The sequence below is a fragment of the Micromonospora sp. NPDC000316 genome, from assembly GCF_042898885.1.
In the GTDB taxonomy this organism is placed as follows: Bacteria; Actinomycetota; Actinomycetes; order Mycobacteriales; family Micromonosporaceae; genus Micromonospora.
On record NZ_JBIAZG010000017.1, the window covers coordinates 1 to 23,224 of the forward strand.

Annotated in this window: 19 protein-coding genes; 10 read left to right on the forward strand and 9 right to left on the reverse strand. The window is 72.9% G+C overall.

Translation table 11 applies throughout. The annotated features are described in order from the left end of the window. Window positions 1-837: 837 nt before the first annotated feature. The 3 genes from ACFY2Q_RS25115 (at window position 838) to ACFY2Q_RS25125 (ending at window position 3,723) form a co-directional block, all read left to right on the forward strand. Window positions 838-1,257, forward strand: a complete 420-nt coding sequence (locus ACFY2Q_RS25115) for a protein-tyrosine phosphatase family protein (protein ID WP_387134083.1) — start codon at window positions 838-840, stop codon at window positions 1,255-1,257. A 176-nt stretch (window positions 1,258-1,433) separates the two neighbouring features. Continuing rightward, window positions 1,434-2,756 carry a D-alanyl-D-alanine carboxypeptidase family protein gene (locus ACFY2Q_RS25120; RefSeq protein WP_387134084.1) on the forward strand — a complete coding sequence of 441 codons (1,323 nt, stop codon included), beginning with the start codon at window positions 1,434-1,436 and terminating at the stop codon, window positions 2,754-2,756. A 64-nt stretch (window positions 2,757-2,820) separates the two neighbouring features. Then, entirely contained in the window at window positions 2,821-3,723 is a 903-nt protein-coding gene (locus ACFY2Q_RS25125; RefSeq protein WP_387134365.1) for a peptidylprolyl isomerase, read from the forward strand. A 165-nt stretch (window positions 3,724-3,888) separates the two neighbouring features. Here ACFY2Q_RS25125 and ACFY2Q_RS25130 read toward each other — a convergent pair whose 3' ends face one another. Further along, window positions 3,889-4,926: a LacI family DNA-binding transcriptional regulator gene (locus ACFY2Q_RS25130; RefSeq protein ID WP_387134085.1), complete on the reverse strand. Its 1,038-nt coding sequence runs from the start codon at window positions 4,924-4,926 to the stop codon at window positions 3,889-3,891. A 261-nt stretch (window positions 4,927-5,187) separates the two neighbouring features. Between ACFY2Q_RS25130 and ACFY2Q_RS25135 the strand changes: the two genes are divergently transcribed. The 4 genes from ACFY2Q_RS25135 to ACFY2Q_RS25150 all read left to right on the forward strand — a co-directional run bounded on the left by ACFY2Q_RS25135 (window position 5,188) and on the right by ACFY2Q_RS25150 (window position 10,301). Further along, window positions 5,188-6,189 carry an acetylxylan esterase gene (locus ACFY2Q_RS25135; RefSeq protein WP_387134087.1) on the forward strand — a complete coding sequence of 334 codons (1,002 nt, stop codon included), beginning with the start codon at window positions 5,188-5,190 and terminating at the stop codon, window positions 6,187-6,189. Window positions 6,190-6,248: 59 nt separating this feature from the next. Continuing rightward, window positions 6,249-7,106 carry a M15 family metallopeptidase gene (locus ACFY2Q_RS25140; protein ID WP_387134088.1) on the forward strand — a complete coding sequence of 286 codons (858 nt, stop codon included), beginning with the start codon at window positions 6,249-6,251 and terminating at the stop codon, window positions 7,104-7,106. Window positions 7,107-7,317: 211 nt separating this feature from the next. After that, window positions 7,318-8,640 (forward strand): RICIN domain-containing protein, encoded by a 1,323-nt coding sequence (locus ACFY2Q_RS25145; RefSeq protein WP_387134089.1) that lies wholly within the window; start codon window positions 7,318-7,320, stop codon window positions 8,638-8,640. 461 nt (window positions 8,641-9,101) lie between these two features. Beyond that, entirely contained in the window at window positions 9,102-10,301 is a 1,200-nt protein-coding gene (locus tag ACFY2Q_RS25150; protein ID WP_387134091.1) for an RtcB family protein, read from the forward strand. 40 nt (window positions 10,302-10,341) lie between these two features. On the opposite strand, the gene ACFY2Q_RS25155 is transcribed toward ACFY2Q_RS25150, so the two are convergent. The 5 genes from ACFY2Q_RS25155 to ACFY2Q_RS25175 all read right to left on the reverse strand — a co-directional run bounded on the left by ACFY2Q_RS25155 (window position 10,342) and on the right by ACFY2Q_RS25175 (window position 16,007). Further along, complete coding sequence (locus ACFY2Q_RS25155) at window positions 10,342-11,133, reverse strand: maleylpyruvate isomerase family mycothiol-dependent enzyme (RefSeq protein WP_387134092.1); 792 nt, start codon at window positions 11,131-11,133, stop codon at window positions 10,342-10,344. Window positions 11,134-11,229: 96 nt separating this feature from the next. After that, window positions 11,230-12,723 carry an MFS transporter gene (locus ACFY2Q_RS25160; RefSeq protein ID WP_387134093.1) on the reverse strand — a complete coding sequence of 498 codons (1,494 nt, stop codon included), beginning with the start codon at window positions 12,721-12,723 and terminating at the stop codon, window positions 11,230-11,232. A gap of 201 nt (window positions 12,724-12,924) precedes the next feature. Next, entirely contained in the window at window positions 12,925-13,818 is an 894-nt protein-coding gene (locus ACFY2Q_RS25165; protein WP_387134095.1) for a Gmad2 immunoglobulin-like domain-containing protein, read from the reverse strand. Window positions 13,819-13,841: 23 nt separating this feature from the next. Continuing rightward, window positions 13,842-15,311: an ATP-binding protein gene (locus ACFY2Q_RS25170; protein ID WP_387134096.1), complete on the reverse strand. Its 1,470-nt coding sequence runs from the start codon at window positions 15,309-15,311 to the stop codon at window positions 13,842-13,844. Window positions 15,312-15,326: 15 nt separating this feature from the next. Beyond that, on the reverse strand, window positions 15,327-16,007 hold the full coding sequence (locus ACFY2Q_RS25175) for a response regulator (protein WP_387134098.1): 681 nt from the start codon (window positions 16,005-16,007) through the stop codon (window positions 15,327-15,329). Between the two features lie 163 nt (window positions 16,008-16,170). On the opposite strand from ACFY2Q_RS25175, the gene ACFY2Q_RS25180 reads away from it, so the two are divergent. Further along, the gene (locus ACFY2Q_RS25180) at window positions 16,171-16,527 is read left to right on the forward strand and encodes an L-rhamnose mutarotase (protein WP_387134100.1); all 357 of its coding nucleotides are present in this window, start codon (window positions 16,171-16,173) and stop codon (window positions 16,525-16,527) included. Window positions 16,528-16,574: 47 nt separating this feature from the next. Here ACFY2Q_RS25180 and ACFY2Q_RS25185 read toward each other — a convergent pair whose 3' ends face one another. Further along, a complete protein-coding gene (locus tag ACFY2Q_RS25185) occupies window positions 16,575-17,150 on the reverse strand; it encodes a hypothetical protein (RefSeq protein WP_387134102.1) in 576 nt (191 codons plus the stop codon). 218 nt (window positions 17,151-17,368) lie between these two features. Here ACFY2Q_RS25185 and ACFY2Q_RS25190 point away from each other — a divergent pair, with 218 nt between their 5' ends. Together ACFY2Q_RS25190 and ACFY2Q_RS25195 are read left to right on the forward strand one after the other, a co-directional pair. Further along, complete coding sequence (locus ACFY2Q_RS25190) at window positions 17,369-18,559, forward strand: snapalysin family zinc-dependent metalloprotease (RefSeq protein WP_387134105.1); 1,191 nt, start codon at window positions 17,369-17,371, stop codon at window positions 18,557-18,559. Between the two features lie 116 nt (window positions 18,560-18,675). Next, window positions 18,676-19,371, forward strand: a complete 696-nt coding sequence (locus ACFY2Q_RS25195) for a hypothetical protein (RefSeq protein WP_387134107.1) — start codon at window positions 18,676-18,678, stop codon at window positions 19,369-19,371. Between the two features lie 8 nt (window positions 19,372-19,379). Here the strand turns inward: ACFY2Q_RS25195 and ACFY2Q_RS25200 are convergent, their stop codons facing one another. Together ACFY2Q_RS25200 and ACFY2Q_RS25205 are read right to left on the reverse strand one after the other, a co-directional pair. Next, on the reverse strand, window positions 19,380-20,213 hold the full coding sequence (locus ACFY2Q_RS25200) for a DUF3152 domain-containing protein (RefSeq protein ID WP_387134109.1): 834 nt from the start codon (window positions 20,211-20,213) through the stop codon (window positions 19,380-19,382). A 138-nt stretch (window positions 20,214-20,351) separates the two neighbouring features. After that, window positions 20,352-23,153: an ATP-binding protein gene (locus ACFY2Q_RS25205; RefSeq protein WP_387134111.1), complete on the reverse strand. Its 2,802-nt coding sequence runs from the start codon at window positions 23,151-23,153 to the stop codon at window positions 20,352-20,354. Between the last annotated feature and the right edge of the window lie 71 nt (window positions 23,154-23,224).

Sequence of the window (23,224 nt, forward strand, 5' to 3'; positions counted from 1 at the left end):
TACTCCACCACCGCGTTCCTCAAGGGCCTGAAGCAGGTTGACGGTTGGCAGGACATGCCGCTGACCGACGCCGCGCAGACCGTGCAGGTCTCGGCTTACCCGGACGCGTACGCCCAGTGGGAGCAGCAGGCCGCCGACCTGGTCGGCCAGTACTGGAACAGCTGACCCACCGCAACACCACACAGCACCACCGCACAGCAGGACCGCACGGCAGGACCGCTGGCCGGCACCCCGCACACAGGGGTGCCGGCCAGCGGCATGTCCGGACCCCAACCCGGATGCTGGCCCACAGTCATGGCCACGCCGCGACACCCCCGAGGCGCGGGCCACCGGGTATGCGCGGACCTCGAACCCGGGATGCCGGCCAGCGGCACGTCCGCGCTTCGATTCTTGGACAGTTTCCGTTAGCCCCGCTAACGGAAACTGTCCAAGATTCGGGTGGGTGGTAGGTCGGGTGCGGGAACAGGGTGGGGTGGTGGTGGGTTGTGAGGGGTGTCGGTGTGACTCAGTGTCCCCGGGCCTCACCTAATATCGCCGTCGCGGAATACCGTTTGGCTGGAGCCGCGTCGCGCCACTCGCCGAGAGGCGACCTGCACACCGACACCAGCGCCGCCCCCGACCCACCCGGCCGGGGGCGGCGCCGTCTGCACCCACCCTGGCGCAGCGACGCCATGCGCGGCTCGCGTGCCGGTCACCCACGCGCACCCGCGGGGCCTCTTCGGCATCGCGCCGGCCCTCTTCCTCGAAACGTTTGCCGGTCACTTGCGCATGTGTGCTGGGCACCTACGGCACGCGCGCCGGCCACACGGTCGTTGCGCTCAGCGGGAGAATGCCCGTGTGACTGTTACGCAGCCCTGGTCCGAGCGGTCGGGTGTGCTCGTACTGCCGAGCGGGGCGACGGTGCGCGGACGCCGTGTCGCCGCGACTGCCTCGCCCGCCGATTTTGCCCTGCTGTTGGCGCCCGGCCCGGAGCCGGCCTGGCCGCACCGGCGGATCCGGTGGCCCGACTTCTGGCTACCGCTCGACCGTGAGGATGCGCTCGACGCCCTCCGGGACGCCCTGCGGCGGGCGCGGGACGGCGAGCGCGTGGAGGTGGCCTGCCGGGGCGGGGTGGGCCGCACTGGTACGGCGTTGGCCGCGCTGGCGATCCTCGACGGTCTGCCGGTCGACCGGGCGGTGCCGTGGGTGCGGGCGGGCTACCACCCGAAGGCAGTGGAGACCCCCTGGCAGCGGTGGTGGCTACGCGGGGTCTCCTGAGCTGTTGGGCTTGTTGACGCACTCGCGGAGGTGCTCGGCGGTCAGAGCGGCGAGCTCGGCGGGTGCGTCGGTGAGGGCGATCGTGACAGGTGTCGAGCCGAGTACGAGCGCCGGCCGACTACCCGTCCGTGGGCATCCGGTCCCGCCGGGCGATCTTGTTGACTAGGGTCGGGCACATGAGAGCTGCGCTGTTGGCGGCGACGGCGACCGCCGTCCTGCTCGCTCCCGCGCCGGTCGCCGCCGCGTCGGCCGTGTCCGCCCTGCAGGCCGCGCCCGCACCGCAGGCCGCGCGAGCAGCGCAGGCCGCGTCGGCCACGGGAGCAGCGCAGGCCGCTTCGGCCACGCGAGCACCGCAGGCCGCTTCCGCTACGGAGGCCGCCGCCGTGCGGTGCCCACGGGCGCCGGCGCCGGTGGTGTCCCGGCCGCCCCGGCCCGTGCCCCCGCCTACGCTGCCCGAGCAGCGGACCGTCGGCGGCGCCGGGCTGGCCACCAGTGGTCTGGTCGTGCCGGCCGGCGTGGGCGCACCGCCGGCGATCACCGCCACGTCGTGGCTGGTCGCCGACCTGGACACCGGGCAGGTGCTCGGGGGCTGCGGCCCGCACGAGTACGGCCCCCCGGCCAGCGTGCAGAAGCTCCTGCTGGCGGCCACCATGATGCCCCGGCTCGACCCGAAGCAGACGGTCACCGTCACGGCGGCGGACATGAACATCGAGCCGGGTTCCTCCGCCGTCGGCCTGGTCGAGGGTGGCCGGTACACCATCGAGACCATCTGGCTGGGGCTGCTGCTCAACTCTGGCAACGAGGCGGCGAACGCGCTGGCCCGGCTGGGTGGCGGGCCCGACGGGGCGGCCGGCGGTGTCCGTGCCATGAACGAGCAGGCGCACCGGCTCGGAGCGCTCCAGACGCACGCGGTCACCCCGTCCGGCCTGGACGGCAAGGGCCAGTTCACAAGCGCGTACGACCTGGCGTTGATCGCCCGGGCCTGTTTCGCGCAGCCGACCTTCCGGCGGTACGCGCTCACCGACCAGGCGACCATCCCGGCCCAGCCGGCGCAGCGCACCAAGGGTTTCCAGATCCAGAACGAGAACCAGCTCATCTACCGGTACCCGGGTGCGCTGGGCGGCAAGACGGGCTTCACCGATCTGGCCCGGCACACGTACGTCGGGGCCGCGGAGCGCAACGGCCGGCGGCTCGTGGCGACGCTGCTGGGTGCCGAGCCGGCGCCGATGCGCGGCTGGGAGCAGGGTGCGGCTCTGCTGGACTGGGGGTTTTCGCTGCCCCGCGACGCCGCCGTGGGCCGGTTGGTCGAGCCGGGCGAGTTGACAGCCACGCCGTCGGCCGTGCCGTCCGCGTTGGCCGCGCCCGGTGGGCCCAGGCCGGCAGCGGCCAGCGGCCCGCATCCCGGCTCTGGATGGCTGTGGCTGGTGACAGCGGTGAGCGGTGCGGCGGTGCTGGCGCTGCTGGGCGGGCTGCTGTGGCGCCGCCGCCAACTGCCCTGACGGATCGACAACAGGCTCTGGGATCCATAGACTCCGGTCGTTTCAGCACCACGAGTCCAGGAGGATCCCTGTGTCGAGTGAACTCGAACCGCCCTCCGGCGCTGCGGCACCCCGCCGGCCGGTGCGCGTGCTCACCCGCCTCGCGGGCGTGACGGCGCTCGCGGGGGCGCTGCTCGTCGGCGTGTCCGCCGCCGCCGTGGCCGCGCCGGGTGGACCCGTCGACGCGATAACCGCGCCGGGTGGACCCGTCGACGCGATAACCGCGCGGGGCGGGTCCGTCGACGCGCCAACCGCGTCCGCCGCGTCGCCTGCCGCCGTCCGGCCGCCGCGCACCACGCACGGCCCGTGCGCGTACACCGAGACGCCCGACGAGCCGGCCGCCCGCCCGGTGCCGTTGCCGCCCGACCCCCGCCGCACCCCGGCTCGGGGCAGCGTCCGGGTGACCCTCTCCACCAATCACGGGCCGATCGGGCTGACCCTTGACCGGGAGGCCGCGCCGTGTACGGTGCAGAGCTTCCTGCACCTGGTCGGCAAGCGGTTCTACGACCGCACCTCGTGTCACCGGCTCACCGCCTACCCGACGCTGAGCGTGCTGCAGTGCGGTGACCCCTCCGGCACGGGCGAGGGCGGCCCGGGCTACCGGTACCGCGACGAACTGCCGACCGACCTGCCGCCGGCACCCACCGACCCGACCGGGGAGCGCCGGATCTACGCCCGGGGCGTGCTGGCCATGGCGAACGCCGGGCCGGACACCAACGGCAGCCAGTTCTTCCTGGTGTACGCCGACTCGGCGCTGCGCCCCAACTACACGATCTTCGGCGAGGTCGATCCCGCCGGCCTGGCCACCCTGGACCGGATCGCCGCCGGGGGAGTGGCGCCGACCGCGGAGGACCCGGCACCTGTCGACGGCGCGCCCGCGCTGCCGGTCAGCATCCGTCGGGCTGTCCGCGTACACCACCACCACTGACGCGTTCGGCGCGGTGAGCGGCTCCCGTCGCTCACCGCGTCGGCGTGTCGACGGCCGGCGCTGGACGTACCGCCGTCGCCCGACCTGGGGCGGGACGGGTCGAACCGGAAATTTCGGTCGCTGCTCCGGAACGGGCGGACCCGGTTCCGGGCACGGCTCGGGCCGTCACGACGAGTGCGGTGACACGGCCGGCGGCGCTATGGTGCTGTCCCGTACGACCATCTCGGTCGCGAGTTCCACACGGGGCGAGTCGATGCTCTCGCCCTGGGCCAGTCGCAGCACCGTCCGCGCCGCGAGCCGGCCCATCTCGACGAGCGGCTGACGCACTGTGGTAAGTGGAGGTGAGGCCCAACGGGCCTCGGGCAGGTCGTCGAAACCCACCACGCTGACGTCGTCGGGGACGCGCAGCCCGCGCCGCCGGATGGCCTCGTAGACACCGAAGGCCATCTGGTCGCTTGCCGCGAAGATGCCTGTCGGCGGGTCGGCCAGTTCGAGCAGCGCCGTGCCACCGGAGAAGCCGGAGGCGTGGTAGAAGTCGCCCGGGTAGATCAGCGCGTCGTCCACCGGAACGCCTGCCGCCTCCAGCCCGGCCCGGTAGCCGTCGAGGCGGGCGCGGCTGCACAGCAGGTGCGTCGGCCCGGCCACGAACCCGATTCGCCGGTGCCCGATCGCCAGCAGGTGCTCGGTCGCGGCGAGCCCGCCGGCCCAGTTGGTGGCGCCGATCGTCGGCACGTCCATCGCCGGCACACCGGCCGGGTCGACGACTACCACCGGCACGTTGAGACGGCGGAGCTGCGCGTGCAGGGGCGGGCTCAGGTGTGACGTCACGAAGATGACGCCGTCGGTGGCCCGGGTACGCAGGTTCTGCAACCACTGCCGGGCCGCCGTGGGCTGCCGGTGGATCGCGGAGACCACTGTGCCCACGCCGGCGCCGTGCCCGACGTCCTCCACACCGCGGATGATTTCCACAGCCCACGGGCTGTCCAGGTCATTGAAGACCAGGTCGACGAGGCCGGCACGGCGCACGCTGCGGCTGCTGCGGCGCCGGTAACCGTGGTGGCGCAACAGCTCCTCGACCCGTTCCCGGGTGTCGGGGGCCACATCGGACCGACCGTTGAGCACCCGGGACACGGTCGGCACCGAAACCCCAGCCTCCCGCGCGATCGCGGTGATGGTCACCCTGCGTCCGTCGTCCGCGCCCACCCGCGTCTCCTTCACCGGTCCGGAAGAGCGACCGCAAGCCGTCGCCATGCCATTGTCCCGGAACGGCATTCCCGCTCCTGCGCGTCATCTTGCCTCACGGACGGGGGTTGACGACATGGCAGGTCGGTTCTAGCGTTCGGCGCAGTTGCGGAAAGATTCCGGTACGTTATCGGACTCCTTCCGGTGTGCTGCCCGACGCCCGCGCCGTCGCCCCCGGCGACCGCCCCCTGCTCAGTGTCAACCCGACGGACCGAGGACGCCATGTACACCGACCTGTCCGAGGAGCAGCTACGCGACCACCGTGGCGTGGTGACTGACCCCGCGGACTTCGACGAGTTCTGGGACGGCACCCTGACCGAGGCCCGAGCCGCCGGATGGCCGATCCGTGTCGAGCCGGTGGCGACCGCTCTGACCAGCATCGACGTGTTCGACGTGACGTTCGCGGGCTTCGCCGGTCAGCCCGTACGGGCCTGGCTGCGGGTGCCCCACGGGGCCGCCGGGGCGCTGCCGACTCTCGTGCAGTACGTCGGCTACGGCGGCGGGCGCGGGCACCCGTTGGAGAACCTGCTGTGGGCGTCGGCCGGGTTCGCCCATCTGCAGATGGACACCCGGGGGCAGGGCTCTGGCTGGAGCCGGGGCGACACCCCGGATCCGGGCACGTCCGGTCCGGAGGCGCCCGGCGTGACGACCCGGGGCATCGCCGACCCCCGCACGTACTACTACCGGCGGCTGATCACCGACGCGGTCCGGGCGGTGGACGCCGTCCGCACCCTGCCGATGGTCGACCCGACCCGGGTGGCGGTGCTCGGGCACAGCCAGGGCGGCGGGTTGGCCCTCGCGGCCGGCGCGTTGGCACCCGGTGTGCGGGCGGTGGTCGCCCTCGTGCCGTTCCTCTGCGACATTCCGCGCGCGGTGGTGGTCACCGACGCCCGCCCGTACCGGGAGATCCGCGACTACCTGGCGATCCACCGGGACGCCGAGGAGCGGGTGCTGACGACCCTGTCGTACGTCGACGGGGTCAACTTCGCGCGGCGTTGCCGCCGGCCCGCCCGCTACTCGGTGGCGCTGATGGACGACATCGTGCCGCCGTCGGGGGTCTACGCGGCGGTGAATGCCCACGCGGGGCCGACCGAGTTGGCGGTGTGGCGCTACAACGGCCACGAGGCCGGCGGGATCGACGACGACGAGGCGGCGCTGCGGTTCCTGCGTGGGCACCTGGTCGACGACACCGACACGGTGCGACCGGCCGACCGGCGAGGGTGATCCGGCCACCGACTGTCGATCCGGCGCGGAGCCCGGGGCGGGGCTGATAGACAGGACGGGTGCGCAGGTCAGGTCGGGTGGGCAACGCCGCCGTGCTCGCGGTCGTCGCGGTGCTCGGTGGCTGCTCGCACCCGCCGGCCGGCCAGGAGCCGGCGGTCCCGATCACCACGTCGGCGAGCCCGGGGTCGGCGTCGGCGAGCGCTGAGCCCTCCGCCGCGGGCCGGCTGCCGGGGTTCGTGGTGCTGTCCGACGTCGATCCGCGCATCCACTCCGACATCCGGTACGCCACGGCGCACAACTTCGTCGGCCGGCCGGTCGCCGCCTACCGCGAGCCCCTGTGCCTGCTCACCCGCCAGGCGGCCGACGCGCTGCGCCGGGTGCAGGACGCCGCGCTGGCCGGTGGGCACAGCCTGAAGGTGTACGACTGCTACCGGCCGCAGCCGGCGGTGGACGACTTCGTCGCCTGGTCGAAGAGCACGCGCGAGCAGCAGACCAAGGCCGAGTTCTATCCGGATCTGGCCAAGGATCGGCTCTTCGCGGACGGCTACATCGGTGCGCCCACTGCGCACAGCCGGGGCAGCACGCTGGACCTGACCCTTGTCGACGAGCCCGCCGCCAGCCAACAGCCGTTCGTGCCGGGGCAGCCGCTCGTCGCCTGCACGGCCCCGGTCGGGCAGCGGTTCGCCGACAACAGCATCGACATGGGCACCGGCTTCGACTGCTTCGACGCCCGTGCGCACACCGACGACCCCCGTATCACCGGCACGGCCCGGGACAACCGGCAGTTGCTGCGACGGCTGATGACCGACGCCGGCTTCGTCAACTACGACCGCGAGTGGTGGCACTACCGCTATCGCGACGAGCCCTACCCGGACACCTACTTCGCCCTGCCGGTGGCCCGCTCCTCGGTCGGCTGACCTCGGCGGTCACCGTGTCGACCTCGTAGCCGCCGGCGCGTACGGCGGTGCTGTCGGAGTTGCCGCGAGACTTCCGCGCCAGCCTCGGCGTCCACAATTGACGCCCTCGCGGTGGAGAGCATAACCTCTCGTCTATCTGTAAAGGTTGTGAACTGATAGTTCACGCTGACGCGACGGCGCGCGTCCCGGGCCCACACCGAAGGGCGATCACGTGATCACACAGCAGCTCTCCACCCGTACCAGAAGGATCTTGTCGGCGTTCGTGGCGCTCCTCGTCGCGGTGAGCGCCGGCCTCGTGGGCGGCGCCGCACGGAGCGCGCACGCCGCGCCGACGTTCAAGGTCCTGGCCTTCTACAACGGCACCTGGGACGCCGCGCACATCGACTTCGTCCGCGACGCCCGCGCCTGGTTCCCGCAGGCGGCGGCCCAGTACGGCTTCTCCTGGGAGGCGACCACCAACTGGAACCTGCTGAACACCGCGAACCTGGCCCAGTACAAGGTCATCATGTTCCTCGACGACGCCCCGCCCACCGCGCAGCGCGCCGCGTTCCAGCAGTACATGCAGAACGGCGGCGGCTGGCTGGGCTTCCACGTCAGCGCGTGGACCGACAACCCGTCGAGCTGGAGTTGGTACTACAACACATTCCTCGGCACCGGCGCGTTCCAGTCGAACACCTGGGGGCCGACCCGGGTCACGCTGCGCGCCGACAACCGCACCCACGCGGCCACCCGGAACCTCCCGGCGACGTTCGGATCGTCGATAAGCGAGTGGTACTCCTGGAGCAACGACCTGCGGCAGAACCCGAACATCGACATCCTGGCCTCGATCGACCCGTCCAGCTTCCCGGTCGGCACCGACCCCAACCAGACCTGGTACGGCGGCTACTACCCGCTGGTGTGGAGCAACAGGAACTACAAGATGCTGTACGCCAACTTCGGCCACAACGCGATGAACTACAGCACCAACACCGGGCTGTCCTCCACCTTCGACAGCGAGCCGCAGAACCGGCTGCTTATCGACGGGCTGCACTGGCTCGCGGGCGTCGGCACCGGGACCACCCCTACGCCCACCCCGACGCCCACGCCGACGGGCCCGATCTCGCCGACCGCCTGGCACAGCGTGGTCAACCGAGGCAGCGGCAAGTGCGTGGACGCGCGGGCCGCCGCCAGCGCCAACGGCACGGCCATCCAGCAGTACACCTGCAACAACAGCACCGCCCAGCAATACCAGTTCGCGCCGACAAGCGATGGCTACCTGCGGGTCAACAACCGCACCAACAGCGCCCAGGTGCTCGACGTGACGAACGTGTCGACAGCCGACTCGGCGCCGATCCAACTCTGGTCCTACAGCGGCGGCAACAACCAGCAGTGGCGGGCCGAGTCGGAGGGCGGCGGCTACTACCGCCTGGTCAACCGCCTCAGCGGCAAGTGTCTCGACGTGCCGGGGGCGTCCACGGCGAACAGCGTCCAGCTCATCCAGTACACCTGCAACGGCACCGCCGCGCAGTCGTTCCGGCTGGTGCCACAGTCATAGGCCTCTCTCCTGGATCGAGCACGATCCAGAGCCCGCCCGGGCGGTGAACCCTGAAACAACAGGGCTCACCGCCCGGGCGCAATATCCTTTGCGGACAGGCCGCGGCCCACCTATCGTGATCGGCGCAAGGTCAACCGATCAGACCCCCGGGGAGTACGCCGTGTCGCAGCGCGACCGCACCACGACCACCTGGCACGCGCCAGGTGCGGGTGCCGGCTTGCCCTCGAGGGCACGGTGCCGGTATCTCGGTCTGCCCGCCTGCTTCGGCCAGCCCGCCGAGGGCTGGCGACCAGGGCGACACCACCGCTGACGCCAGCGCGTCAGGTGTCGCCGCCCACCCCACCGGGGTCGGGCGGCCTTTTCGTATCCGACAAACCCCTTCGCGCCCGGCCGATCCGTTGGCGCGATCATTTCCGGTCACCCCTGCGACGATGGTGCCGGTACGACATAAGGAGACCACGATGGGATTCACGCCCCTCGCCGGTACCCGGGCGCCGGTCCGGGTCTGGACCGACCCGTACGCCATCGAGCCGCAGGCCGCCAAGCAACTGCGCAACATCGGCGCGCTGCCCTGGGTGCAGGGCGTCGCCGTGATGCCGGACGTGCACTTCGGCAAGGGCGCCACCGTCGGGTCGGTGATCGCGATGCGGCAGGCCGTCTCGCCGGCCGCCGTCGGCGTCGACATCGGCTGCGGCATGTCGGCGGTGCGTACCTCGCTGACCGCCGCCGACCTGCCGGACGACCTCGCCGGCCTGCGTTCCGCTATCGAGGCCACCATCCCGGTCGGCTTCGCCCAGCGGAAGGAGGCGGTCAACCCGCGCCGGGTCCGTGGCCTGGAGCAGGGCGGCTGGGCCGACTTCTGGGGCCGGTTCGCCGGGCTGGACCGCCGCGTCGCGCAGTTGGAGACCCGGGCTCAGCGGCAGCTCGGCACGCTCGGCGGCGGCAACCACTTCATCGAGGTCTGCCTGGAGCAGGGCGGCGACGACGAGGGTCGGGTGTGGCTGATGCTGCACTCCGGGTCCCGCAACATCGGCAAGGAGTTGGCCGAGCGGCACATCGGGGTGGCCCGGGGGCTGCCGCACAACGCCGACCTGCCCGACCGGGACCTCGCCGTGTTCCTCGCCGGCACGCCGGAGATGGACGCGTACCGGCGGGACCTGTGGTGGGCGCAGGAGTACGCGCGGCGCAACCGGGCGGTCATGGTGGCCCTGCTCTGTGGTGTGGTGCGGGAGCAGTTCCCGCAGGTGGGCTTCGACGAACCGATCTCGTGCCACCACAACTACGTCGCCGAGGAGAGCTACGACGGGGTGGACGTGCTCGTCACCCGTAAGGGCGCGATCCGGGCCGGTCGGGGGGACCTGGGCATCATTCCCGGGTCGATGGGCACCGGGTCGTACATCGTGCGGGGTCGGGGCAACCCGGACGCGTACTGCTCGGCCTCACACGGGGCCGGGCGGCGGATGTCGCGGGCACAGGCCAAGCGGACCTTCAGCACGGACGACCTGGTCGCGCAGACCGCAGGGGTCGAGTGCCGTAAGGACGCCGGGGTGGTCGACGAGATCCCCGGGGCGTACAAGGACATCACCGAGGTGATGGCCCAGCAGGAGGACCTGGTGCAGGTGGTGGCGCACCTGAAGCAGGTGGTCTGCGTGAAGGGGTGACGGCCGCGCGGGCCGGGAGGACCGGCCCGCGCGGTACGCGTCAGAAGCCGACGAAGACCCGGCGCAGGTCGTCGAGTGTCACCGGGCCGGTCACCTGTACGCCGTCAGGGGTGTACGCGGGCCCGAGCCGGCCCACCGCGAGTCGCAGCCACGCCTCGGCCGGTGCGGTCAGCTCGCCGTCGGGCTGCGCGGGCGCGTCGACCAGCTCGACCTTCTCGCCCAGCCGCAGCCCGTACGTCCGCTCCGGCTGGTGCAGCCGCAGCAGCAGGGTGGCTTCCCGGCCGGCCAGTTCCTGCGGCCGGCTGGTCCAGCCCAGCATGCCGCCGACGTGGTCGAGCAGCAGCGTCACCGCCTGCGGCGTCACCGACGCGAACGGGTTGAACGCCACCTCGACGTCCCACTGGTGCAGGGCGAACTCGCTGAGTCGGAACCGGGCCGAGGTGGCGACGTCCACCGGCTCGGGCAGGAAGCCCATGTCGATGCGCAGCGTGGCGCGGGTGTCGGCGTCGAGTGCCTCGTACGCCTCGACCAGCTCTTCGTTGGCGGCCAGGAAGCCGGCGGCGTGCTCGGCCGGGGACATCGCGTCCCAGCGCTTCCAGACGCGGCGGTTGAAGTCGCCGTCCAGGCCGGGAGCGCCGGTGCGGGCGGCGGTCAGGGTGGCGAGGCCGATCTCGGCGCCGCTGCCCAGGTGGCTGAGCACCTGGGACACCTGCCACTCGCTGGCCCCCGACGGTCGGAGCAGGTCGTCTTCCTTGAGGTCCCGGACGAGCGCGGCCAGCTCCTCGTGGCCCGCGCGTAGAGCGGCGATGATCTCATCGGCAGGGGTGGGCATGTGTCTCCTCAACGGGTTGTCGACGTGCTCGGAACGCTATCCGACGCCGGCCGGTCCACCCCGCTCGCGGGGACCGGCAGGCGCCGGTCGGTCCGCTCAACCCATGTGCGCGGGGCCGCTGGTCCGGATGTCGCCCTTGCGTACCTTGATCAGGAACAGGGTGATCAGGCCGGCGAGCACGATCAGTGCCGCGCCCCAGGCGAACGCCACGCTGTAGCCGTGCACCAGCGCCTTGACCTGGGTGGCCGGGCTCGGTGCCCGGGACACCAGGTACGCGGTGACAGCGCTCGTGTACATGGTGTTGAGCAGGGCGGTGCCCAACGAGCCGCCGATCTGCTGGGTGGCGTTGAGCGTCGCGCTTGCCGCGCCCGCGTCGTGCTCCGGCACCCCGAACAGCGCGAGGCTGGACAGCGGCACGAATGTGAAACCGAGGCCCAGCCCGAGGACGACCTGGGCTGGCAGCAGGAGGGCGAGGAACGAGGTGTCCACGTCGATCTGGGTGAGCACCAGCATGCCGATGGCGGCGAGCGCGGCGCCCCCGACCATGAGCGGTTTGGCGCCCAGCCGGGGCATCAGTTGGCTGGCGCCGGCGGCGGCGATCAGCACACCGCCGGTGACCGGCAGCGACGCGAGGCCGGCTTCCAGCGGCGTGTACTGGAGCACCACCTGGAAGTAGAAGGTCAGGAAGAGGAACGCGCCGAACAGGCCGGCGCCGATGAGCGTCGAGGTGAGGTACGCCGCGCCCCGGTTGCGGTCCAGGACGATCCGCAGCGGCAGCAGCGGATGGTTGGAGCGCAGTTCGATCACCACGAAGACGGCGAGCAGCACCACGCCTGCGGCGATGAAACCGAGCGTCGCGGCGGCGTCCCAGCCGTCCTCCGCGGCCTTTGTGAAGCCGTACACGAGGGAGACCAGGCCGGCGGTGACAACGACAGCTCCTGGTATGTCGTAGCGGGTGTTGCCGTGCGCCCGGCTCTCCGGCACCAGCGGCAGGGCGAGGGCGATCGCCACGGCGGCGACGGGGATGTTGACCAGCAGGCACCAGCGCCAGTTGGCGTACTCGGTGAGCACCCCACCGAGCAGCAGGCCGACAGCCGACCCGCCGCCGGCGATGCCGCCGTACACGGCGAACGCCTTGGCGCGTTCGGTCGTCTCGGTGAACAGGACGGTGAGCAGGGCCAGCGCGGCCGGGGCGAGCAGCGCGCCGAAGACGCCCTGCAACGCCCGGGCGGCGAAGAGCATCTCGCCGGTGGTCGCCAGACCGCCCAGCGCGGAGGCCAGCGCGAAGCCGATCATGCCGACGATGAACGCGCGCTTGCGACCCCAGTAGTCGGCGATCCGGCCGCCGAGCAGCAGCAGGCCACCGAAGGCAAGCGTGTAGGCGGTGACGACCCACTGCCGGTTCGCGTCGTTGATGCCCAGGTCCGCCTGGGCCTGGGGGAGCGCGATGTTCACGATTGTGGCGTCCAGGACCACCATCAGCTGCGCGAGGGCGATGACCACAAGCGCGAGCCAGCGCCGCGGGTGCGGCGTGCCGGGCGGCGTCCCGGCGCCGGGCGTGCCGGGTGCGGTCGAGGCGGTTGCGGGCATGGTGCGGCCTCTCGTGTCGCGAGCGGTGACGGGTCAGGCGGTCGGCACCCCGGAATCCGCGCCCACCCACTGACCGCCACGCATTCCGACGCCCACGAACGCTGTCGTACTGACGTTAGGTCGCGGCCAGACGACTTTGAGTCGCTTTACGAATTACGTCGCATCCGGTCGGGACAGCGGCTACCGTCCCGCCGCCCCCGCTCAGGCGGGCGCGAGGAGCACCGGCACGGCCACCGTGTTGATCCGTGCGCCGTCGTGCGGAGACACCTCGTACACCTCGATGGTGCCGTGCTGTTCTCGGGCCGTGCGCCAGCCGACGACCACGCGGTAGGCGCCCCGGCAGCCGCTGCCGCAACTGGCGTTGCCGAAGCCGGTGACCATCTCCCGGCCGGCGGCGTCCAGGACCCGGACGCTTACGGTGGCCTCGAACACGTCGGCGGTGCCGGTGACGGTGAGCGGGGCTGTGACCCGCGCACCGGCGCTCGGGCCGGTGACCACGATCGGCGGCAGCAGTCCCGGATAGTCGGCACGGTCGACAGGGGGGCCGTCGCCGAAGCGGACCTGCCGCACGGTGGGGAACTGGGTGAGCGTCCACACCACCTGCGCCTCGCGCAGCCGCTCACGCCCCGGGTCGTCGGCGGCCGGAAGCTGCCGCACCGTCGCCACGCCGTCGGTGATCCGGGTGACCTCGACGCCGGCCGGGAGCAGGGTGGTCAGGCCGGTGGCGGCCTCCGCCGGGGTGGGCCCGGCGGCCAGTTCGGTGAGCGCCAGTCGGGACGTCGCGACTGTCGCCGGCCGGGTCCGGCGGGTCGGCACGAGTTGCCCGGACCGGACGTACCACAGCTCGATTGTCACAGTCGCCTGCTGGTGCGGGCCGGTGGTGGCCGGCGTCGGCGGACGCGGCGGGGTGCCGCTGGCCGACGGTGACGGTGACGGTGACGGTGTCGGTGCGGCCACCGGGGTGGGGGTGGGGGTGGGGCGTGCGGTGGGCGCGGAGCTCGACGGCGACGTGGTCGGCGCCGGGCCGAGGGCACCGGAGCGCGGTGTGGCGCAGCCGCCGAGCAGAAGCACCGCGACGAGCACGGCGACGCCCATCGCGCGCCACCCGCCGGGCCGCGTCATCTCGCACCGCCGGTCGGGCCGGTGGTCTCCACGTCGGCGCTCGCGTCGAGGTGCCCGGCCGGGCGCGGCACGCCGTCCGGCGGCCCGTCGGGGCCGTGCGCGGGCAGTTCCAGCCGGAAGCGGGTGCCGGCGCCCGGGTCGCTGCGGACGCTCAGCACCCCGCCGAGCAGCGCGGCGTGTTCCCGGGCGATGGCAAGCCCCAGCCCACTGCCCGGTGCGGAGCGGGACGGATCGGCCTTGTAGAACCTGTCGAACAGGCGGGGCAGGTGTTCGGCCGGGATGCCCGGCCCCTGGTCGGTGACCTCGACGACGACAAGCGGGCCCGCCCCGGCCACTGTGGCCCGGATCTCGCCGCCACCGTGCTCGACCGCGTTGGACACCAGGTTGGCCAGCACCCGCTCCAACCGGCGTGGGTCGGTGCGCAGCACCACCGCCTCGGCACTGACCACCACCCGGCCCGACCAGCCGCGCGCCGTGACGATCCCGTGCAGCAACGCCGACGCGTCCACCGGCTCGATGCTCGGGCGCTCCCGTCCAGCGTCCAGCCGGGAGATCTCCATCAGGTCCTCGACCAGCCGGCGCAGCCGGACCACGTCACCGACCAGCAGCCGCGCGGCCGGCCGGGCGTCGTCGGGCAACTGGTCGAGCTGCTCGCGCAGCAGCGAGGCCGCGGCCACCAGGGCGGTCACCGGGGTACGCAGCTCGTGCGCGACGTCGGCGGTGAACCGTCGCTCCCGGGCCTGCGCCGCCGAGAGCGCGGCGATCTTCGACTCCAGAGCCTCGGCCATCTCGTTGAACGACGCCGCCCAGTCGCTGAACTCGTCGTGCCCGCGCACTGGCAGCCGGGTGGCGAGCAGCCCTTCGGTGAGCGCCCGGGCGGCCCGGCTGGCCCGGCCCACCGGCTCCAGCGTGCGGCGGGCCAGCGCGTGCCCCACCCCGGCGGCGAGCAGCACCACGAGCACCCAGCCGGCCAGCAGCGCGTTGCGCAGCTGATCCACGTCGGCGGCGATGCCGTCCTCCTCGGTGATCACGTACAGCTCGGCTGTCGACCCGGGGATGCGTCCGCCGACCACCAGGAGTCGAGGGCGCGTCCCCGGGGCGGACCGCTGGTAGCCGAGCTGCCCCTCGGCCACGGTGGCCCGCAGCCGGCCGCCGAGCGTCGGGGCGTACGCCGGGTGCGAGGGCCGGGCCGGGCCGTCGACGAGCACCACGTGCCGGCCGCTGCCCTCGAAGCTGGTGAGCAGATCGGTGCCGCGCTGCTCGGTGAGCGGCACGAACTGTCCGGCTAGGACGAGTTGGTAGCGGGCGTCGGCGGCGGCCTGGCGCAGCGAGGCGTCCAACCAGGACTGCCGCAGCAGCAGCCCGGTCCCGCCGGCCAGCAGACCTGCGGACACCCCGGCGACCAGCACGAACGCGATCGTCAGCCGGCGTCGCAGGCGGCCCGGTGGCACTGCGCGACCGGCCATCGCCGATCCTCCTCCTCAGCCCGTGGACAACTTGTAGCCGGCGCCGCGCACGGTGCGGACCAGCCGAGGGTGCGCCGGGTCGTCCTCGACCTTGGCCCGCAGCCGCTGCACCGCCACGTCGACCAGGCGCGAGTCACCGAGGAAGCTGTGGTTCCAGACCAGGTCCAGCAGCAGCTCCCGGGTGAAGACCTGGCCGGGGCGGCGAGCCAACTCCAGCAGCAGGCGGAACTCGGTGGCGGTAAGCGCGACCTCCCGGCCGTCCCGGCGTACCACGAAGCTGCCCGGGTCGATCTCCAGACCGCCGACCTCGATGGTGCTCGACGACACCGGCGCGCTGGCACGGCGCAGCACCGAACGGACCCGGGCCACCAACTCGGGCATGTCGAAGGGTTTACGCAGGTAGTCGTCCGCGCCGCACTCCAGGCCGACCACCACGTCGAGGGTGTCGGTGCGGGCGGTCAGCATCAGGATCGGCACCTGACTGGTCCGCCGGATCTCCCGGCAGACCTCCAGGCCGTCCAGGCCGGGCAGCATCACGTCGAGCACGATCACGTCGACCGGGTGGGCCCGCCACGCCGCCAGGGCCTGCCGCCCGTCGACGGCGGTGTCGACCCGGAAGCCGGCGCGGCGCAGACCGAGGGCGGTGACCTCCCGGATGGAGGCATCGTCCTCGACCACCAGTACGCGGCCCTCCACCACCTGAGCGTAGACCCGCCGCCACCCCGCGCGACCTGGCGAAACGGCCGGTGTCGGCGGCCCGGCCGGCCCGGCGGGGCGCCACGGTGGCGGGTCGGTGCACTACCTTGCTCCCGACCCGGCAGCTCACCCGAGAGGGCACGACGTGCAACGTTTTGGCTGTGTGATTCGGCTCCGCCCGGAGCAGCGGGAAACCTACCTGCGGTTACACGTCGCCGTCTGGCCGAGCGTCGAGCAGACGCTCCGCCGGGCCAACTTCCGCAACTACACGATCTTTCTGCACGACGACCTGCTCTTCGGCTACTACGAGTACGTCGGCGACGACTACGAGGCCGACCAGCGGCTCATCGCCGCGGACCCGCAGACGCAGGAGTGGTGGAAGCTGACCGATCCGTGTCAGGAGTCGCTCGCAGAGCCCGGATCGGGGCACTGGTGGGCACCGATGCGAGAGGTTTGGCACCTGACCGACGAGCCGGCGCAGGCCGTGCCCACCCAGGCGCGGCAGGGCTTGGAGGGCTGAGGAGCGCCCGGCCGAGCGGCAGTGCGCCGTCCGGCCGGGCAGCCCTGTCACTCCTGCCACTGGTGGGCCACGTCGAGCACGACACGGCTGTGTGTGCCGGGGCCGGCCAGCACGAGCACGCGGAACGGCAACCGCGCCCGTACGCCGACCGCGAAGGTGCTGTAGCCCTCGAAGCTGCCGCCGAAGACGACGTCGCGCAGTGTCGAGTAGCGCAGCAGGTTGGCGGTGTGCTCGCCGACGGCGTACGGGATCGTGCCGGAGTGCGCGGCGTCGTACGCGGGTGCCCGCAGCGACACCCGCAGCAGCGCGCCTCCGGCGGTGTACGGCGACAGCGCCAGCCCTTCGCCCTCGGTCCACGTCTCGCCGTAGCCGACGGCGTAACCGTCGACCGGGCCGGCGAACTCGAACACCACCCGGTCGTAGCAGTCGTGCCGGCCGGTGCGTACGTCGACGAGCGGGGCGTCGCTGAGTGTGCCTGCCGTCTTGTCGGCGCTGCCCCAGGTGATCCCGCAGTACGGCGACGCGGCCGCCGTGGTGGTGCTCGCCGTGGCGCTGCTGCCCGCGCCGGCGACCAGCGCGGCGAGAACGACCGCCAGCGCCGTCAGTGCGCTCCTGATCCTCATCGTGGTGCCTCCGTCCGATGCTCGGGGCCACGTCGCGGGTGGCCCTCTGCGTCGACCGTCGTCCCGGCGGGGCACTGTCACTTCGCTGCGGCGTAACCGCTGGGTAACAGCGGCCGGTATGACACTTCCGCTATGCCGAGCTGCGCTCGCTGTCACTTAACATCCACGTACATCAATGAGCGGCGGCCGATGGTCGCCGGCGACCAGGGGAGTGCGTGATGTTCCGACGACAACTGAGACGTGCGGTACAGGTCGCGCTGGTGGCCGTGCTGGCGGCCGCCGGCGTGCAGCTCGCCACCGGCGCACCGGCCGCGGCCGTGCGGACCGTCTACTACGACGCGAGCCGGACCGGCGAGTTCCGCACCAACTTCGACCAGGCCGCGCAGATCTGGAACAGCCGGGTCAGCAACGTCCGGCTCCTGGCCGGCACCCCGGCCAACATCACGATCACCGTCGACGACGGCTGGCCCCGGGCACAGCCGACCGGCCTCGGCTCGGGACGGATCTGGATGGGCCGCACCGCCGTCAACCAGGGGTACGACCGCAACCGGATCGCCACCCACGAACTCGGCCACATCCTCGGCCTGCCGGACCGGCGCACCGGCCTCTGCACCGACCTGATGTCCGGCAGCAGCGCCCCGGTCTCCTGCCGCAACGCCAACCCCAGCGCGGCCGAGGCGTCCCGGGTGAACTCGCTCTTCGCCGGGACGCTCGCCGCGCCCGCCGCCGGCACGACGTACACCTGGACCGACGGGGCCGGCGACATCAGCCCGCTCGTGGTCGGCGGCCGGCTGGCAACCGAGAGCTACCCGTTCATGGTGTACGTCTCCGGCTGCACCGGCACCCTGATCAAGGCCAACTGGGCGGTCACCGCCAAGCACTGCTCCACGCCGTCCTCGGTGCGGGTGGGCAGCGTCAACCGCAGCAGCGGCGGCACCGTCGTCCGGGTGACCCGCGCGGTCAACCACCCGAGCGTCGACGTCAAGCTGCTGCAACTGGCCAGCTCGGTGACGTACGCCCCGGCGCCGATCCCGAGCACCTCCGGCGCGGTCGGCACCGCCACCCGGATCATCGGCTGGGGTCAGACGTGCGCGCCCCGGGGCTGCGGTTCCGCCCCCACGGTCGCCAACGAGCTGGACACGTCCATCGTGGCCGACAGCCGGTGCTCCGGCATCAACGGCCCGTACGAGATCTGCACCAACAACACAAACGGCAACTCCGGCGCCTGCTACGGCGACTCGGGCGGCCCGCAGGTGCGCCGGGTCAACGGGGTGTGGAACCTGATCGGCGCGACCAGTCGGGCCGGCAACAACAACTCCACATGCGCCACCGGCCCGTCCATCTATGTGGACCTGCCGTCCATCCGGTCCTGGATCTCCACCCAGGTCGGCGGCGGCCTGCCCGTCTGACCTGCTCGATGTGCCGGGTGAGGGCGCGACGCGCGTCCCCACCCGGCGCTGTCTGTTCACCTGGACGCGGAGCTGCGGTACGGTGCCTGGCACATCGATGCATCCGAGGTGGACCCATGCCTGCCATCGTCGCGCTCTCGCTGGCCCTCGCGCTGACGCCCGCTCCCACTCCCACGCCCACTCCGTCGCCCTCGGCCACCTCGGGCGTGGTCGGTGGCCTGCTCGACGGCCTCGGTGGGCTCGTCGACGGCCTGCTCGGTGGCGGTAGCGCCTCCGGCTCGCCCGCGGCGCCCAGCCCGACCCCGACCGACGGCTCGACGCCGAGCCCGCAACCGGCTGTCGTCCCGCCGGGTGCCTCCGCCGCCCCACCCGCCGCGTCCGGCTCGGCGTCGCCGCCGGCACCAGGCGTGGCCCCGCGCACGCTGAACCCCGCCGGTCCGGGGCAGGGCGCCCGCGACGGGGTCCTGCCCGTGCCGAACGGCGGTGCCTCGGACTCGCTCGACTCGCCAGCGCTCGGTGCCCCGGAACGCGGCGGCTGGCCACTGCGTCCCGTGTACTACCTGCTGGTCGCGGGTGTGCTCGCGGTGCTGGCGCTGCTGCTTCTGCGCCGCACCCGGCCCGCCCGGGTGGCTGGCTCGGCTCCCACGCCGGCTCCGATCCCCGCCCCGACCCCGGCCCTTGATCCGGATCTGGATCCGGATTCCGAGCCGGTGCCGGACAACGTGAGCCGACTCCCGACAAACCTCAACGCCATCTACGAGCTGGGCCGGCTCGACGAGCGACTCGAACAGGAGCGCCGCTCGAAATCGTGAGCGCCAGCTCAGTGCGCCGGCCGGGCGCCCTCGGGCGGGGGGATCTCGTCGAGGTACGCCCCGACCGGCCCGGCGTAGCGGTCCGGGCCATCCGGGTACGGCCAGGCGTTGGCCGTGCACCCGTGCAGCCCCAGCGTCTGCTGCTGCATCACCGGCGCCGGCCGTCCCCGCCCCGGGCAGCGCTCGTGGCCCAGGCCGAGCCGGTGCCCGACCTCGTGGTTGACCATGTACTGGCGGTAGGTGGCCAGGCTCGCGCCGTAGCCCGGCACCGCCTCGACCCAACGCGCCACGTTGAGCACCACGCGAGCGCCGTTACGGCACGAGGTGTAACCGTCCGGGATGTCCTGGCACAGGTCGTCGCGGGTGCCGGGCGTCACGAGGTAGACGGTGAAGTCAGCCGTGGTGTCGGCACCCACCCGGCGCAGCCGCCACGCGCCGCCGGCCGTCCACCCACGCGGGTCGTTGAGCGTCGCGGAGATCGCCGCGGCGACGTCGGCCACCGGCAGGCCCCGAATGTCGCGCTCGACGGCGACCCGGTAGCGCAGCAGACGCCCGCTGGTGCCGTGCACGGCGGGCTCGGCCGCCGCCATCGACCAAGCGCCGCGGCCGGTGGCGGGATAGCTGATGGCTACGGGCGCGGCACCGGCGCTCGCGGCGGCGACCGGCGCTCGCCCGGTCCTGCCCTGCCCGGCTGCTGGCGGGCCGCCGACGGTCGGCGCGGTCTCGGCCGGTTCGGCCGCGGGCTGTCCGGCCGCCGGCAATCCGCAGCCGGTAAGCAATCCCGCCACCGCCAGCAACGCCACCGCTGACGTGGCCCACAGCCGACAAGTCTTCGTCGCCATGTCTCTCCCCTCGCACGCCGCGATGGCGTGCCGCGGAAAAGACGAGCGGACCCCCACGAAAAGTTGATCTCGCACGCATGCAACTTTTTGCCCGCCCCGTCCGTCGGTAAGCGGTGTGGCGGCTGTGCGGCCAGGTGCTCAGGCCGGGGCGTCCAGCCGGCGCTCGATAGTCACCGTCGTACCCTCGCCTGTGGAGATCATCCGCACGTCGCCGTAGGCGTTCATCAGCAGCGCGCCGCGGCCCCGGTCCATGGCCGGTCGGCGGTCCCGCCAGGTGCCGAAGTCGCGTACCGAGATGCGGACCAGGCCGTCGCCCACCCGGAGCCGGACCCGCACCTCGGGGCGGCTGGGCCGCTGCGCGTGCTCGACGGCGTTGTTCATCGCCTCCGACGCGGCGAGCAGCAGGTCCTCCAGCACATCCGGGTCGACGTTCAGGTCATCCAACACCCGCCGGACGTCACGGCGCATCGCCGACGCCGAGGTGGGCGCCGACGGGTATGCCCACCGGACGTCGACCGTGCCATCGAGCCCGGCCCGGTCGGCCTCCGAAACCACGGACGGGCCGTCGTTCAGCCCACCGGCGGCGGCCGGGTCGGCAGCTGGCACGGTCGCGGCGGGCGCCGGTGCCGGCACGACGGCGGCGGCACCGACAGGTGGTGCCGATACCGGGCCGCCGACCGGGCCGCGGTGGGCGTGGGCGCGTCGGATGGCGGCCCGGACCCGGGCGATCAGCTCCGCCGCGGCGAACGGCTTCACCAGGTAGTCGTCGGCGCCGAGGTTCAGGCCCACCACGCTTGCCGCCTCACCGGCCCGCGCCGAGAGCACCAGCACCGGCAGCGCCCTCGTCGCCTCGTCCGCGCGCAGCCGGCGGACCAGGTCGAAGCCGCCCAGGACCGGCATCATCACGTCGGTGAGCACCAGGTCCGGCGGCTCGCGGTGGATCGCGTCGAGGGCCTGCTGCCCGTCGGTGACCGATCGCACCCGCCAGCCCTGGCCGGTGAGCAGCCGACTCAGGTACGCCCGCATGTCGCTGTTGTCGTCGGCCACCAGGATTCGCGCCCCGGCCAGCTCGTCGGTCTCCGGACCGGACACGGCGGCGGGCTCCGCGACACCGCCGGTCGGGTCGGTCAGCCAGCTCAGCGCGTCCTGGACGGCAGCGTGTGCCGCCACGCCCTGCTGCCCGTTGGGCGCCGGCCCGGTCATCGCCGTGGGTCGTGACGTCGCCCAGGGCAGGGCGACGGTGAAGGTGGTGCCGACACCCACCCGGCTGGTCACCCGAACCTCGCCGCCCTCCAACCGGGCCAGCTCCTGGACCAGGGCCAGACCGATGCCGGTGCCCTCGTGGCTGCGCGAGCGGGCGCCCTGCACCCGGCGGAAGCGCTCGAAGAGCTTCGGCAGGTCGTGGTCGGCGATCCCGATGCCGCTGTCGGCGACGGTGAGGCGTACCTCGTCGTCGTCGGCGTCCACGGTGACCCGGATCCGCCCGATGAACGTGTACTTCAGAGCGTTGGACAGCAGGTTGGTGACGATGCGCTCCCAGTTGACCGGGTCCACCGGCACCGGCCGGGGCAGCGGCGGACAGTCGACCTCAAGTGCCAGGCCGGCCCGCTCCACGGCCGCCCGGAAGACACCTGCCAGCTCGGCGGTGAGCGCGGCGAGATCGACCGGGCGGGCCTCGCTGCGCGCCCGTCCGGCCTCCAGGCTGGAGAAGGTGAGCAGGCTGTTGACAAGTGTCAACAGTCGGGTGGCGTTGCGCCAGGCGGTGTCCACCCGCTCCCGCTGCACGGGTGCCAGCGGCGCGGCGGAGTCGTTGAGGGCGTCGGCGAGAGGGCCGAGCATGAGGGTCAGAGGGGTACGGAACTCGTGGCTGACGTTCGTGAAGAAATCCGTCTTCACCCGGTCCAGCTCGGCAAGCGACTCGGCCCGACGTCGTTCCAGCTCGTACTCCCGCGCGTTGCGCACCGCCATCGAGACCTGCTGGGCCAGCAGTTGGTAGAAGGAGCGGTACGCCTCGTCCAGCCTCCGGTTGGGGCTGACGCCGGCGAGCAGGACGCCCAGCGGCTCGTCCTCGGCGGCCGAGGGCAGCGGCAGTGCCAGCGCGGTGCGGACCGGGTCGCCCCACGGGCCGGCGGGCAGGGGCAGGCGGTCCGCGAGACCGGCCACCTCGGTGGGCCGACCTCGTGCGGCGTCCGGCAGGCCCCAGGCGCGGACGCCCGCGCCTGAGTCGGCAAGCTCCACGGCGTCCGGCAGCGCCCCTGGCACCGTCGGGTGACCCGGCTCGCCACCGACGCAGGCGATCCGCCGCAGCACCGACCCGTCGCGCAGGTAGATCGCGGCGAACGGCACATCCAGTGGATGTCCGCCGATCGCGTCGATCAGCCGGGCGCAGGTGGCGTCGACGTCGACGGTGCGCCCGTCGCCGCGCAGGGACAGATCGCGCAGCAGACGCAGCCGCCGTTCGCCGACGACCTGCTGGGTGACGTCGCTGCACACGGTGAGCACTCCGACGGTGCGGCCGTCGTCGTCGCGGGCCGGGGCGTGCGAGACGCTGAAGTGCGCCTCCTCGCGGTAGCCGGCGCGTTCCAGCAGCAGCCGCAGGGCGGGCACCCAGCTCGCCACACCTGTCGCCATGGCCTGGTGGACCAGCGGGCCGAGGACGTCCCAGCCCTCGGCCAGGGTCACCCGCACGTCGTTGCCGAGCGCGGCGGGGTGCTTGTCACCGATAAGCGCCGCGTACGCGTCGTTGTAGAGCTGGGAGAAGCGGTCACCCCAGAGCAGCAGCATGGGGTACCGGGAGGAGAGCACCATCCGGACGGCGGCTCGCAGGCTCTGCGGCCAGTCGGCCACCGGGCCCAGCGGGGTGTCGGCCCAGTCCAGCTCCGCCATGAGCCGGCCGGTGTCACCGCCGTCGGTGAACAGGTCCCTGCTGGGTCGTGTCACGCTCGACCCGACCTCATCGCAAGCCCCCGTTCCGGGCCCGATGACCCCTGCTGGTGGTACGCACCCATCCT